12 protein-coding genes are annotated in these 14925 nt (G+C 34.7%); all 12 read right to left on the bottom strand.

Going from position 1 to position 14925, the window contains the following annotated elements; all coding sequences use genetic code 11:
• Window positions 1-157 precede the first annotated feature (157 nt).
• The gene (gene nifJ, locus I583_RS02390) at window positions 158-3835 is read right to left on the bottom strand and encodes a pyruvate:ferredoxin (flavodoxin) oxidoreductase (RefSeq protein WP_010762960.1); all 3678 of its coding nucleotides are present in this window, start codon (window positions 3833-3835) and stop codon (window positions 158-160) included.
• A 209-nt stretch (window positions 3836-4044) separates the two neighbouring features.
• A complete protein-coding gene (locus I583_RS02385; RefSeq protein ID WP_010762959.1) occupies window positions 4045-5049 on the bottom strand; it encodes a DUF3114 domain-containing protein in 1005 nt (334 codons plus the stop codon).
• Window positions 5050-5187: 138 nt separating this feature from the next.
• The gene (locus I583_RS02380) at window positions 5188-5496 is read right to left on the bottom strand and encodes an antibiotic biosynthesis monooxygenase family protein (RefSeq protein ID WP_010762958.1); all 309 of its coding nucleotides are present in this window, start codon (window positions 5494-5496) and stop codon (window positions 5188-5190) included.
• A gap of 127 nt (window positions 5497-5623) precedes the next feature.
• Entirely contained in the window at window positions 5624-6964 is a 1341-nt protein-coding gene (glnA, locus tag I583_RS02375) for a type I glutamate--ammonia ligase (RefSeq protein ID WP_010762957.1), read from the bottom strand.
• A gap of 42 nt (window positions 6965-7006) precedes the next feature.
• On the bottom strand, window positions 7007-7390 hold the full coding sequence (locus tag I583_RS02370; protein ID WP_010762956.1) for a MerR family transcriptional regulator: 384 nt from the start codon (window positions 7388-7390) through the stop codon (window positions 7007-7009).
• Window positions 7391-7993: 603 nt separating this feature from the next.
• Complete coding sequence (locus tag I583_RS02365) at window positions 7994-8593, bottom strand: DUF6056 family protein (protein WP_279625127.1); 600 nt, start codon at window positions 8591-8593, stop codon at window positions 7994-7996.
• 59 nt (window positions 8594-8652) lie between these two features.
• Entirely contained in the window at window positions 8653-8973 is a 321-nt protein-coding gene (locus I583_RS16725) for a hypothetical protein (protein ID WP_143139978.1), read from the bottom strand.
• 179 nt (window positions 8974-9152) lie between these two features.
• Window positions 9153-10394, bottom strand: a complete 1242-nt coding sequence (hflX, locus tag I583_RS02360) for a GTPase HflX (RefSeq protein WP_010762954.1) — start codon at window positions 10392-10394, stop codon at window positions 9153-9155.
• A 12-nt stretch (window positions 10395-10406) separates the two neighbouring features.
• On the bottom strand, window positions 10407-11318 hold the full coding sequence (miaA, locus tag I583_RS02355) for a tRNA (adenosine(37)-N6)-dimethylallyltransferase MiaA (protein WP_034682615.1): 912 nt from the start codon (window positions 11316-11318) through the stop codon (window positions 10407-10409).
• 5 nt (window positions 11319-11323) lie between these two features.
• Complete coding sequence (locus I583_RS02350; protein ID WP_010762952.1) at window positions 11324-12064, bottom strand: glycerophosphodiester phosphodiesterase; 741 nt, start codon at window positions 12062-12064, stop codon at window positions 11324-11326.
• Window positions 12065-12205: 141 nt separating this feature from the next.
• Window positions 12206-13771: a glycosyltransferase family protein gene (locus tag I583_RS02345; protein ID WP_010762951.1), complete on the bottom strand. Its 1566-nt coding sequence runs from the start codon at window positions 13769-13771 to the stop codon at window positions 12206-12208.
• A gap of 170 nt (window positions 13772-13941) precedes the next feature.
• The gene (locus tag I583_RS02340; RefSeq protein WP_010762950.1) at window positions 13942-14892 is read right to left on the bottom strand and encodes an NAD-dependent epimerase/dehydratase family protein; all 951 of its coding nucleotides are present in this window, start codon (window positions 14890-14892) and stop codon (window positions 13942-13944) included.
• Between the last annotated feature and the right edge of the window lie 33 nt (window positions 14893-14925).

Here is a 14925-nt window from a genome sequence, read left to right as displayed (position 1 = left end):
ATAAACCTCACCTCTCTCTGAAGATTTCTTAATAAGTATACCATAATCTTTTCCTTGGTTACAGGATGAGTATGAACGATAGAAAAATTTAAATAAAAAGAATGAAAGAAGTAGAATCAAGTTTCTGCCTTCTTCCATTCCAAATCAAAAGAATTGTTTATTCTTCTATCTTTCCACGTTTTGCTGCACGTTCAGCTCGTCTAGCTGCTCTTCTTGCATCAGCTTCTGGATCGACTACTCGCTCTTTTTTTACACGAGGTGCTTTTTCACCCACTACTTCTTCTGTTGCTTTTTCTAATTTTGCTCGGATTTTTTCTTCTTGACCAGCCATCCTTGCATAATTATAAAAACGATTTTTCGCATCATCAACCGTTTTTTCAAAAAGTTTACCTGCAAATTCAGGTTGTGTAGCTTCTAATGAAGAGAAACGAACTTGTTTACGCATAAACTCCTGCATCGCTTCAAAATTTGGTTTTTTGTAATCTAAAGTCATTGGATTTTTTCCTGACTCCCTTAGTTCTGGATTATAGCGATACAATGACCAATAACCGGAATTAACTGCTTCTTTTGCTTCTTCCAAAGTTTTACTCATTCCACCCACTAACCCATGCGTAATACAAGGCGTATAAGCGATAATAATAGATGGCCCTGGGAAACGTTCAGCTTCTTCAAAAGCTTTGATCGTCTGCATTTGATTAGCACCCGACGCAATTTGAGCTACATAAACGTTGCCATAAGTCATTGCCATCATGCCTAAATCTTTTTTAGAAACGTATTTACCACTTGCCGAGAATTTTGCAATGGCTGAGGCAGGTGTTGCTTTTGAGGTTTGTCCACCAGTATTAGAATAGACTTCATTATCTAAAACTAGCATATTAACGTCGGCACCGCTGGCAAGAACATGATCGATCCCCCCATAACCAATATCGTAAGCCCAACCGTCTCCACCAATCATCCATTGACTATTTTTCACAAACAAATCGTTGTCTGCATAGATTATTTCTAATAAAGGTTGATCCTTTTTTTCATCTAGTAATGCAGCTTTTAGTTTGGCAGCACGTTGTTGCGTGCCTTCACCCGTGTGCATATGCTTGATCCAATCTTCCATTAATAATTTTAACGCTGGAGAAGCAACATTCATCGCTTCACTCATCTTCATCGCTAAATGTTCACGACGTGTTTGGCTAGCTAAAAGCATTCCATACCCAAATTCTGCATTATCTTCTAATAATGAGTTAGACCAAGCAGGACCTTGTCCTTCATCATTTGTTGTATAAGGAGCAACAGGTGCTGCTCCACCCCAAATAGAAGAACAGCCTGTAGCATTTGCGATCATCATTCGATCACCAAACATTTGCGTTAATAATTTCACATAGGGTGTTTCACCGCAACCAGCACAAGCACCTGAAAATTCTAATAGTGGTTTGTTAAATTGCGTTCCTAAAACAGTATTTGGTTTGGCTGGATTTTCCTTTTGTTTCAACGTCATAGAAAATGCCCAGTTCATGGCTTGTTCTTTTTGCTCTTCGTAAGGTTTCATAACTAAAGCTTTGCCTTTGGCTGGGCATGCGTCCACACAAAGTCCGCAACCTGTACAATCTTCTACAGAAACTTGAATACGATACTTTAGACCATCGGCTCCGCGCATTTCTCTGACGATATAGCCTTCTGGTGCTTCTGCCATTTCTTCATCGTCTGCCAAAAATGGACGAATCGCAGCATGCGGACAAACAAACGCACACTCATTACACATTGTGCAACGATCACTATTCCATTCTGGTACTTCTACAGCGATACCACGTTTTTCGACAGCGGTCGTACCTAGCGGCATCCGCCCATCCGCCATATCATTTTTCATAAATGCACTGACTGCAAGATCATTTCCTTCTTGACGATTGATTGGTTCTACGATTTCATGAACATAATCAGTAATGTTTGCTTTACGGACTTTTGGTTTTACTTCAATTGTTTTCCACTCAAGTGGCACTTCAACTTTATGCAGAAGTTCAACAGTGCGTTCAATTGCTTGAACATTTTTTTCAACAACAGACATCGATTTTCTTGCATAACTTTTAAATGCTTCTTCTTTTAAGATTGGTAGTACCTCATCAAATGGCATGATCTCTGCCAATTTGAAAAAAGCTGTTTCCATCGCTGTATTGATTCGACCACCTAATCCAACTTCACTAGCTAGTCTAACGGCATTGATCGTATAAAAATTAATCTCGTTTTCAGCTAAGTAACGCTTTAGTTTATTGGGTAAGAATCGTTCCAATTGTTCGTCATTCCAAACTGTATTCAGTAAAAAGGTTCCCCCTTTTTTCAATCCCTTAACTAAATCATACGTATTTAAGTAAGCTGCAGTATGACATGCAACAAAATCTGCATGCTCGATCAAATAAGTCGAACGAATCGGTGTCTCGCCAAAACGTAAATGAGAAACTGTCAACCCACCAGATTTTTTTGAATCATAATAAAAGAATCCCTGAGCATATTTATCCGTATGGTCCCCAATGATTTTGATTGCTGACTTATTTGCACCAACTGTACCATCTGAGCCAAATCCCCAGAATTTTGCTTGATAGGTTTTTGGATTGGTCAAATCGAGAGCTTCCCCGCAATCAAGTGAAGTGTACGTCACATCATCTACAATTCCGATCGTGAACCTCGATTTTGCTGCTTTTTTATCTTTTAGTAACTCATCATAAATCGCAACGATTTGGTTTGGTAAGACGTCTTTTGATCCCAATCCATAACGGCCGCCAATAATCATTGGACGCAAATCCGACTCATACATCGCACTTTGAACATCTAAAAGTAGCGGCTCACCGCCGGCTCCTGGTTCTTTCGTACGATCCATCACTCCGATTGCCTTAACAGTTTTAGGCATTTTTTCTAAAAAGTTCTCTATTGGAAACGGACGGTACAAATGAATATTTAAGAAGCCAACTTTTCTACCTTGCTTCGTCAAGTAATCGATCGTTTGCTCGATTGCTTGGGCAGCTGACCCCATTGAAACAATCACTTCTTCTGCATCTTCAGCTCCGTAATAAGTGACCAAATCATAATTCGTCCCTCTAAGCTCATTGATTTCATCCATGTATTTTTTAACTATAGCTGGAATTTGTTCATAATAGCTATTGATCGTTTCACGTTGTTGGAAATGGATATCTGGATTTTGGTTCGTTCCACTAACGGAAGGATGATTTGGATTCATGCTTCTGCTACGAAAATCGCTTAGTTTTTCTTGATCCAGTAATGGTGCTAATTCATCATAGTCCAATACTTCGATTTTTTGGATTTCATGACTAGTCCGAAATCCATCAAAGAAGTTGATAAATGGAACACTTGATTCAATCGATGCTAAATGAGCGACCGCTGATAAATCCATGACTTCCTGGACGCTACTTTCACATAACATAGCAAACCCTGTCTGACGAGCAGCCATCACATCTCCGTGGTCACCGAAAATGTTCAGCGCATTTGTTGTCACAGCACGACTAGCAACATGAAAGACTGACGGAAGCAACTCTCCAGCAATCTTATACATGTTCGGTATCATCAGTAATAATCCTTGTGAAGCAGTGTATGTAGTTGTTAATGCACCAGTTTTCAACGATCCGTGGACTACGCCTGCCGCACCTGCTTCTGATTGCATTTCAACAATTTTAACAGGTTGTCCAAAAATATTTTGCTTGCCTTCTGCCGACCACTGATCGACAAGTTCAGCCATCGTTGAGCTTGGTGTAATTGGGTAAATAGCGGCTAATTCAGTAAACGCATATGAAATATATGCTGCTGCTGTATTTCCATCCATCGTCTTCATTTTTCGCATTATATAGTCATCATCCTTCTATCTAAAAGTAGAATAGTTGCACGCATATTCTTCTCCATTATAACGGAAGCTGCTCAATTTTGAAACAGTTTGTGAAAATATTTCACAAACTTATTGATTATTTTGCTTTCTTTCTTTAAAATAAAAAGAATTTTTGTGAAAAATAAAAAAGTCAGGAACCTATACTCCCAACTTTAATGGCTTTTGATTTAGATTTTGTTCGTTCGTTTTTTATACCGAACCCCCTTTTCTGCTAAGCGTCTAACCGCTTGATAAAACCAATTATCGGTTGGCGAAATCCAATTCTGTTTAAGTTGAGTCCGCTTATTTGTATCAAAGTATCGAGGAGGATTTCCATCTAGTTTATCGTGTGTATGATATTGATCAAATCTAGGGCGCTCACCATAGTTGAACGATTCACCATTTGCAATTGCACATTCTAAGTAGTCTCTTTCTTTGATTTGTTCTTTCCATTGGCTTAAAAGTTGACCCTGTTCATCTAAAATAAATTCACTATGATAATCTCCCGATAAAATTTTTCGATAAAACCCTCGTTTTCTGATTTTTTTTAATAACCCTTTATTAGTAAGGGTTCTACTTCCTTTTTTAAGATCACCAGCCGAAATCTCTATATCAATATGAGCACGGTTATGATATTGCGGATCTGCATAAAACCAATTATCTTTAAGAATCGTTTTGATTGCAACTTCATCATTTTTTAAATTGTAGCATTTTTTGTAGTCTTCCACATATTCAATAATACATTTATCTAATTGATTTCTAAATTGATGGATTTTCGTTTCATTTGCGTATTTTTTCTTGAGGGCTGTTTTTGTTAATTTTTTATCTGCTTGTGCTATGATCAAACCATTTGGATAAGCACGTTGTACAGTTTTTGAATAGTAATCGAAAAAAGGTGCCCCTGGCGGCATTTGATCATAAAATTTATATTCAGTTGACGCAAACTGTAAATCACCTGAATCATTCAGGTATCCACCCAGATGATCGATGACTAGTATAACTTTTTCTTGATCTGAAAGCTGACTTTTTTTTAACATTTCTGTGTAGATTTCAGAACCAACTAAAAAAATTTCTTGGTTGGCGTTCAGTTTATTTCCATTTATATTATTTATGTAGGTAACTAGAGCGGCTTTGTCCCACCCCTGTTGCTGAAGCTTTTCAAAGTTAGCTGGAGAAAAATTTAATTTGTTCATTTCTATTCTCCTTAATGTTTGTCTAACTTCTACTATACCCGCTTTTTTATTAATTTTACACTTATTTGAATGAAGGCGTGGTATAAAGTAAAAAAAAATCCAAAGTAAATAAATTACTCCAGATTCTAATTGCTATTTTTAAGCAAAAACTTCGTAGCTTTTTCTAATTTTTTCTATAACGATAGACGGTTTGCTGTCTTTATTTTTATGTGCCTCTCGATGTTCTTGTAAGTGCTCTGGACGTTTTAACCAGTTTTGAAAATCTTTTTTACTCTGCCATTTAGAAACCAACATAAATTCACAGTTATCCTTATCTTCTGTATACCAACATTCACTTGATACACAACCTGAAAATCCTACCATTGAAGCGACATCTTTACTTGTTTTAGCTTCGAAAATTTCTTTTCCTTCTTTTTTTATAGTAAACGCAACAGTTTGAACGATCATGATTCCCTCTCCTTTTCAAGTTCAATTGATAATGATTCTCAATTATAATTATAACATACTTCTTCAGTGTTAACCGAACAATATAAAAAATGTGGATAAACCAGATTCTGGTCTATCCACGTAGCTCTTAGTATAACTCTAAATATTGTTCTCTTTCCCACTCAGAAACAGTTTGACGGAAAGCAGCCCATTCCATACGTTTCGCTTCAACAAAGTTCACATAAATATGCTCACCTAACGCATTGATCATTACATCATCCTTACGTAATTCTTTAATAGCGTTATGCAGTGTTGAAGGTAAATCATGGATTTGCGCTTCTTTTCGTTCTTCTTCATTCATCACATAAATATTGCGGTCAACCGCTTGTGGTGGATCAATTTCATTTTTGATTCCATCTAATCCCGCTTGTAAAAGTGTAGCCATTGTTAAATATGGATTTGCTGACGGATCAACTGATCGTAACTCTAAACGAGTAGATAAGCCACGCGATTCAGGAACTCGAACTAACGGCGAACGATTGCGACCACTCCAAGCAACATATACAGGCGCTTCATATCCTGGTACTAAACGTTTATATGAGTTAACCGTTGGATTACAAACGGCTGTATAAGCACGAGCATGTTTCAATAATCCACCAAGAAAATGATAAGCCGTTTGACTTAGTTGCATCGGACCATTTTCATCGTAGAAGACATTTTCATCGCCTTTAAACAATGACATGTTACAGTGCATTCCTGATCCATTGATGCCATACAATGGTTTTGGCATAAATGTTGCGTGTAAGCCATGTTTTCTAGCAATTGTTTTAACGACTAATTTAAAGGTTTGGATATTATCACAGGCTTCGATAACATCAGCATATTTAAAGTCAATCTCATGCTGACCTGGCGCCACTTCATGATGAGAAGCTTCAACTTCAAACCCAAGACTTTCAAGTTCAAGAACGATATCTCTACGGCAGTTTTCACCGAGATCGGTTGGTGCAAAATCAAAATAACCACCTCGGTCATTTAAGTCAGTTGTGATTTTACCATCTTCATCTAATTTGAATAAGAAAAATTCCGGCTCAGGCCCAAGATTGAATGAAGTAAAACCTAACGTTTCCATATCTGCTAATGCCCGTTTTAAATTACCACGAGGATCTCCAGCAAATGGTGTTCCATCAGGATTATAAATATCACAAATCAGACGAGCAACTTTCCCATGTGTGCTTTCCCACGGAAAAATCATCCATGTGGATACGTCTGGATATAAATACATATCGCTTTCTTCAATTCTCACAAAACCTTCAATAGAAGACCCATCAAACATCATTTTATTGCTTAACACTTTATCTAATTGGCTCACTGGAACTTCCACATTTTTGATTGTTCCCATAATGTCTGTAAACATTAATCGTAAAAATCGAACATTTTCTTCATCGGCTATTCGTTTGATATCTTCTACTGTGTTTTGTTTCTTCGTCATCGTCTTCCTTCACGTCCTTCATTTTTTGTGTAAAGCTAATTGTTACAATTTTGGGCCTCTGGATTGGAATGGATTTTGTTGAGTAAGTCCGCCTTGAGAAATAAGTTCATCATATAAAATCTTCCGAACATCTTCATCGGTCAGCGGTTTGTTTGTTTCTTGGGCATGCATTTGTTCTTCCAGCTTCATTTCATAAACACGTTTGATTCCAGCCATGTTTAGACCATCAGATAAATAATCCTTGATTTCAAGCAATACATCAATGTCATTTAGTGAATACATACGTCGATTTCCTTCGCTTCTTTCAGGATGAATCAAATCTTGCTCTTCATAATAACGTATTTGCCGTGCTGATAAATCAGTCAGTTTCATAACTGTACCAATTGGAAAAACTGACATTGACCTTCTCAGTTCCTTTTCTCTCATATCCACCCCCCTCTCTTCGATTAAAAGTGTAGCAAGCTTGTTCAGTCTCGATAGAAAAATAGGTAAATAGGTTTGTTTGAGTTTTTCACAAACAGATTATATCTTTTTTTCGAGAAGCTAGCCTGCTTAGCTAGATAGATTAGATATAGAATATCAATACTTTTTTCTGTTGTCAATGATTTATGTTAGGTTTTCTAACATAAAAATATAATTTCTACTAAAAACCTGTTATATCAAAGCCATCGGCAAAAATTTATAGGTAAATAAAAAAGGTATCTTCAAGGATACCTTTACATAAATATAGTTCTAATTATATTCAGCTTAAAAAAAGTACACACAATAAATTGATTAGAGGTATAAAACAAGCATAAAACAGCAACCATTTTTTTCAGTTTGACTTCCACTTATTTGAACTTGCTAATAGAGCATAAATAAAATAATCAGTAGAAAAACAGATGAACACATCAATACGGAAGAAAATAAAGCAGAGCTGTAACTTAGACCAATAAATATTCTCTGTTTAGAAACAGATGTAGACAACGCAGCAACTAAACTAAAAAAAATTCCCCACAATATATAAGGCAAAATAGCATTCAATAAGATTCAACTTAAAATGTTGCCTAATTTTAATTGACTGATCCAATTCCCTTCGTTGATAAGTTGAAAGTTCGTAAATATATTGGGAAAATTATAGTTCAATAACAACAAAAACACTGTATATCCGGTTACTACTTTAGCTAGTAATTTTGAAGAATCAATAACCAGAGAAACTATGAGAATAACAATAAACAGAAGTAATAATTTTGTTTGCCAACCTTCAAATAACCATGAGCTTCCTCTTAATATTCTTGCAAATGGTGATAGTTCATTAAAATCCGGCATCCACATCGCTATTTCTTTTTGCATCCTCAATTTATTTCCCGGCGCTAAAAACATAAACGAGAATCCAGTAGTAAAAAATGCAGTTGGAATATACAAAAAATAGTTCTCTTTTCGCTTCTTTATCAACATTGCACTATGATAAGACAACACAACGCCAATAACACAAGCAATCAACTGTTCATTTGAAAAGGAAAAAATAAGTACAGGCAATATGTATACCCGAATTGACGTTTTTTTATTTCTAAAAAAATAATCCGCATAAGGAATCAGCGAAAACATCACTAATGCTAATGGCCATAAATAATTAATCGCTCCAGTGATCCAAAAAATCTAATCTTTCATGCCCCAGACATTGATAAATCCAAGTGATAAAAATGCAACTAGAAAATTTTACGGCTAACAGTACCTTCAAATATCCGTACCAAAGAATAACTGTATAGTAACCAAGCGCAAGCACTGATTAAATGATGAATAATCAAAGGAACCAAAAAGATCAAGTATAGCATCGCCTCTGGAAACAGACGCGCAGACCAATTATTATAACTCCATTGAAGAAACTCACTCAAACTATACTCTTGAGAAATTTTCATAAACCAACAGTCGTCTGAACCCATATCCATGTTAAAATTCGTAAGATATAAAATTGCCAAAACGAATAGACCAACATAAAACCAATAATTACTTTTAATAAACTTTTGCAAATCTAGATACCGTCTTAACCTCTCATTTTTTATTTAGTATATCATTACATAAGTTAAATAACTATACTAAATAAATAAAAAACTGAGTAAGAAAACCATCACAAAGGTTCTCCCACTCAGTTATATAATAGATAATTGTCGTTTTAAATTCGTCTACCTATAAAAAATGATTTCGTTATTTATTCATCTAATTCACGTGTCCATTTAGAGTCCTTTTTAGCAAATCCCTTAACATGATACACATTTTCCTCTTCTTCAAATGTTTCCGATAAAAGTAAGGTATGACGTTTCAATTCACTTAATTGCTGCCCTTGGTTTGAAGGAATGTCCAACTCATATGGAACTAATAATTCCATCATCTTCTCTCTAACAGCTTTTGTAAGTTCCTCTTTCCCTAATGTGCTCCTAGCCGAAACTAATATGTTAGGAAACAGAGTTGGCACAAAGTCCGCTTCATCGACTTGATCACTTTTGTTGTAAACTGTTAAAACTGGAATCTTCTCTAAATCCAGATCATTCAGTAAGTCGACAACCGTTTGTTCATGCTGTAAACGATCTTCGGCACTTGCATCGACCACATGTAATAACAAGTCCATGCCTCGACTTTCTTCCAATGTCGATTGGAACGCTTCAATCAGCTGGGTTGGAAGATCTTGAATAAATCCTACAGTATCTGTCAGTGTTACAATCATTCCTTGCGGTAGTTGCCATTTTTTAGTTAAAGGATCAAGCGTTGCAAATAATTGATTTTCTGAATAAGTGCCAGCCGTTGTCAGCAAGTTTAAAATCGTTGATTTTCCAGCGTTCGTGTAACCAAGCAAACCAATTTGAAACAAATCGGATGATTGACGTTTTTGTCTGCTTCGCTCACGATGGGCTGATACTTCCTTTAGCTCACGCTTGATTGCGATGATTTTATCACGAATATGTCGGCGGTCTGATTCAAGCTTGGTTTCTCCTGGACCTCTAGTTCCGATGCCCCCACCTAAACGAGATAATTGTTTCCCTTGTCCTACCAATCGAGGGAGCAAATAATTCAGTTGAGCTAGCTCAACTTGTAATTTCCCTTCTTTTGAGCGTGCCCTCATCGCGAAAATATCTAAAATCAATTGTACTCGATCGATTACTTTTACACCGACGGCTTCGACAATCAATTGATTTTGTCTTGGTGTTAATTCATGGTTGAAAATGACAATATCTGCTTCATAGGCATCAACTAACTGCATTAATTCTTCTACTTTCCCTTTACCGATCACGGTCTGTGAATCGATTCGTGGACGCTTTTGCGTTAAAGAAAAGACAACTTCTCCTTGTGCGGTCTTAGTTAAGTTTTTTAATTCCTTCATTGAACCTTCAAACCGAGTGTAATTCCCCTCTGTTTCTACCCCCACTAAGATAACCTTTTCTGCTATTTTATCCATTTTTTATCCTTCCTAAGATTCCAGCCAATTCTCTATTTTATGTTCTAAAGTTAAAATAGTGTCAGGCGCTTGTACTAAGTCCCACCAGCTGGCATTCATGCGATTTCTAAACCAAGTCAATTGCCTCTTCGCATATCTTCTAGAATTTTGCTTTACTTGTTCAATTGCTTCATCTAAAGATTCTTTCCCTTCAAAATAAGGAAAAAACTCTTTATAGCCGATCCCTTGAATTGATTGCTGTGTTTGCATGTTATAAAGTAGTTTTGCTTCTTTTAAAAGTCCACGTGCCATCATTATATCAACACGCATATTGATTCGATCATAAAGTACCGCTCGGTCAGTTTCCAATCCAACCAAGAAATAATCATATAATTTTTTGGGTTCATCTTTTGGGGTTAAAATACTAAATCCTGTTTTATCAAAGACTTCCAGCGCCCGAACTACTTTTTTACGGTTATTGAAATGGATACTTTCAGCTGCTTGGCCGTCTTTTTTCTGCAATAACTCCCATAAGCGTTGATTTCCATTTACTTCAGCAAATTTTTCATACTTCTCTCGAATTTCAGTTGATTCATCTTTTGCCCCTAATTCAAAGTCATAAAGTAATGCTTGAACGTACAATCCTGTTCCACCAACGACAATGGGCAATTTCCTTTTTGCAGAAATCGAATCAATTACCTGACGTCCTTCTTTTTGAAAATCTGCTACAGAGTATGTCTCAGACAGTTCCCGACAATCTATCAAATGATGCACAATACCCGCACGTTCTTCTTCAGTTACTTTCGCTGTACCAATATCTAAATCTTTATAAACCTGCATTGAATCTCCACTAATGATTTCTCCATTTAACTTTTTAGCTAACTCAATACTTAAAGAGGTTTTTCCAACTGCTGTTGGTCCTACGATTACTAATACTTTTTTCAATCTTTTCATCCTTTATTTTGTATCAATTTGCGTATTTGCAATGCTTTAGCTGGATAGTCTGTGTGAATTCCTGCCAAGTGATAACTAAAGCAAAGTTTCATCTTTTCTTCCTCATTGACAGTCCAAGGACGAATTGCTTTTGGAAAATCTGCCAAATCATCTAAATGGTCCAACACCCAATCAATTTTAGGATGGATACCTTCAATAAACACTGATTGAAGTGCATGTTTTTCATCTTCTTCTGACATACCAAATACTGAAGCAATATTATGATTTTTTTCTATATCCCATATTTTTTCCAAACTTTTAAAATAAAAACTCGAATACATATAATCAAAAGACCAACGCTGCGACTTCATGAGCTGAACAATAATCTTTTCGATTCCTTCATAATGGATTTTGTCTGTTTTAATCTCAATATTCAACAATCCTTGAAAGTTCTCTTTTTTTAGTAACATTACCACTTCTTCTAAAGTTGGGACTTCTTGAACCATTGGATTTTTTTCAAACCAACTACCGGCATCGAATTGTTTTAACTCTGATAATGTTAGACTGCCAACATCTCCATGACCATTCGTGGTACGATCGATTGTTTCATCATGAAGCACGATTAGATGGTTATCTTTTGATAGCTGAACATCTAACTCGATCCCATCAGAACCAACACGAACAGCTTCTTTAAATGCTGCTAAGGTATTTTCTGGATGGGTTCCTTTGCTGCCTCGGTGGGCGATTATTTTTGTCATAAGTTACCTCCAATTGAAGATATTGTAGCATTACTAACAATGAGTATCAAACAATTGAAAGATTCATTTATTTCAAAAAAGACGAGAATCACTTATCTCGCCTTATACAATATGCTATTTTAATTATTCACTTCTTCTTATTTAATTAGAGCTTTTTAATTGAAAAACCATATAATCTGTCTCTTCATATTCAGGAATTACTTGGTAGTTTTCCTTCACAGCAGTAACAACAGTTTTATCCAATTTAGTATCTGTCAGTGTTTCTTTATTTAAGTATGTTTGTCTACCAACAACAATAAATTTAGGTGGATTTTCATATAATTTATCCGTAAATTCTTCCTTTAAATTACGAAATTTCAAATAATCCAAAGAAGGTAATTTAAAAAATTTTGAATTAGAATACCGATCACTTATATTATATATACTAGCACTAATATTATGAACATAAATTCTATCGGACTTAGTTGAATGCATTTTAATATACTCGGCTTCTTTAGCTACCAAAGAATCTATTTTTTCGTTAGGAATGTTATTATTAGTTTGTTTAACATAGTCCTTAAAAGCACTTTCTGAATGGCTAAGCGTCAACACAAACAATAATAAAATGCAAATAATTTTTTTATTTAACGCCAAATCAAATTGGCGTAAGCACCAATCAAAACCGATTCCAGTGGCCAAAATCAGTCCGGGAAACATAGTTATAAAGTAATGAGTGTAGAATCTACCAGACATAATAACTGTAAAAAAATTAACCAATAAATAGATAAATAAGATTACATAAAATACTCGAAACTTTTTTTGTAAGTTTTGAGGGTTAACTATCAATAGTGTAATAAAAGGAAACATGAATGCCAAAATTCCATAATCTGTCATAAATTGAAAAAATGATTTTGCTGTAAGTATTTTTTCACCAACGGAAGATGACGAATATTGAACATTTAATATAAAAGTTTGATAAACCATTTCTTTTAAATTCTCATTAATTAAACTATAGACTAAAACTGTCAAACAAATAAGCATACCGCCCATAAAGATGTATAAAATTTGTTTACGTAAAACTGAATATTCCTTTTTAAAAACATTCCTTATCAAAAGCAATAAACAGAAAACTATCCACAAAGCAATCATATTAGGTCGAATAAAGAAAGTAATTCCTCCACAAATTCCTATAAAGAAAAGATTCCAGGAACTGTTAGTAGTTTCCAACCAAATTTTTGCAAAAAGATATAATGATATTGTAATAAACGGTAAAGCAAATTCTTCGGAATAATTACCAAAATCGAACGAAGATAAGATAATACCAGTATACAAAACAATTGTAGTACTTGATACGATTGTGTCTTTAATAAAGTACATTAGTATTTTATAAATATATATTAATGATAGTCCATAAAATAAACATTCTAAAATCCAGATACCTAATGAATCATTACCAAAACCTAATACAATCCCCAGATATTGAAATATAAATAAAAATATTCCTTTATGATCAAACATATCATTATAAGGAACAAATCCATCCTTTATTCCTCTTCCAAAATAGATAAACATTGATGAGTCATGCCCATTCAACAAGTGGGAAAATGGATTAGAGCGAAAACTAAAAACTACTATAACAAAACTAAAAAAAATTAGTAGTAGGGATATAAATTTAATAGTTCTATTATGCTCGTATTGCTCCTTAATTTGTTTATTTTTCAAATCCATAAACATTCTCCTTTATTCTCTCATAATACTTAATATATAAATCAATATAAGCATAATGAATTTAACGCTAAAGATAAAAAATATCCTTCAAAACTTTTTATATCCGTATTTTTGTACTAAATTTTAAGATAATAACTTTGAAAGGAACTAAATCAACAGAAACGAAAAAATCAATCTAAATTTAGTTCATGTTTAATATATTTTCGAAGGCCTTTTTTAATATCAAATTCAGGTTGAAAACCAATACTTTTAATTTTAGATATATCTGCTAAAGACTCTCGTATATCACCATCACGTTCATTCTCATAATTTATTGATAAATCTTTATTTAACGATTCACCAATTATACTGATTAAGTTATTCAAGGTAACACTGTTACCAGTTCCAACATTATAAACTTCTGCTAAAGCTTCATCAGAGCTTACAATCAAATCTAATGCTTTAATCACGTCATCAATATATATAAAATCTCTTGACTGATTCCCATCACCAAACATGGTAAAAGAAGTATTATTATTTTTCAAAAGCTGTTTATAGCAATCCATTATAATTGAAATAACTCCTGAATAAGGGGAATTAGGATTTTGATTTGGACCATACACATTAAAAAATCTAACTGCACTTGTTGGTACACCGTATAAATGACAATAATCAACTACATATTTCTCAGCAGAAAATTTATCGATAGCATAAGGCGTCAATGGCCTAATAACGGACTCTTCTTGTTTTGGTAAAGTTGGTTCGTCTCCATAGACAGCTGCCGACGATGTAAATAACAAACGTTTTAAACCTGTCTGTTTTTTGACTAGTTCCAACAAATACAATACACTATCAAAATTTACATGATGTGTCTCAAGAGGCCTTTGAACTGAATCAGCAACACTTGCGATAGCTGCTAAATGAAAAATATAGTCAAACTGCTGAGTTTCTAATAACTGTGCCATTAACTGTTGATCCGTTACACTCCCTTTTATAAGAGTAATGTTCTTTGACTTAATTAGGTTTTTCTCATTGCCCATAGACAAGTCATCAACAACAATAATATTATGATTTTTACAGTAATAATTAGCTAGCGCAGATCCTATGAATCCAGCTCCACCCGTTATAAGTATATTGTTCATAATCACACTTCCATTTCTACTCATTTACTCAAA

Origin of the sequence: Enterococcus haemoperoxidus ATCC BAA-382 (assembly GCF_000407165.1) — a bacterium.
Classification (GTDB): Bacteria; Bacillota; Bacilli; order Lactobacillales; family Enterococcaceae; genus Enterococcus_L; species Enterococcus_L haemoperoxidus.
Note: the sequence above shows the minus strand (reverse complement) of the source record. Positions and strands in the feature narration are given on the sequence as shown.

Bases quoted from the DNA above. Each gene is read 5' to 3' on its own strand.
- I583_RS02345 (WP_010762951.1), bottom strand. From the start codon at position 13,771: ATGGATTTGAAAAATAAACAAATTAAGGAGCAATACGAGCATAATAGA.
- I583_RS02385 (WP_010762959.1), bottom strand. From the start codon at position 5,049: ATGAACAAATTAAATTTTTCTCCAGCTAACTTTGAAAAGCTTCAGCAA.
- I583_RS02370 (WP_010762956.1), bottom strand. From the start codon at position 7,390: ATGAGAGAAAAGGAACTGAGAAGGTCAATGTCAGTTTTTCCAATTGGT.
- glnA (WP_010762957.1), bottom strand. From the start codon at position 6,964: ATGACGAAGAAACAAAACACAGTAGAAGATATCAAACGAATAGCCGAT.
- I583_RS02340 (WP_010762950.1), bottom strand. From the start codon at position 14,892: ATGAACAATATACTTATAACGGGTGGAGCTGGATTCATAGGATCTGCG.
- nifJ (WP_010762960.1), bottom strand. From the start codon at position 3,835: ATGCGAAAAATGAAGACGATGGATGGAAATACAGCAGCAGCATATATT.
- I583_RS02350 (WP_010762952.1), bottom strand. From the start codon at position 12,064: ATGACAAAAATAATCGCCCACCGAGGCAGCAAAGGAACCCATCCAGAA.
- I583_RS02380 (WP_010762958.1), bottom strand. From the start codon at position 5,496: ATGATCGTTCAAACTGTTGCGTTTACTATAAAAAAAGAAGGAAAAGAA.
- hflX (WP_010762954.1), bottom strand. From the start codon at position 10,394: ATGGATAAAATAGCAGAAAAGGTTATCTTAGTGGGGGTAGAAACAGAG.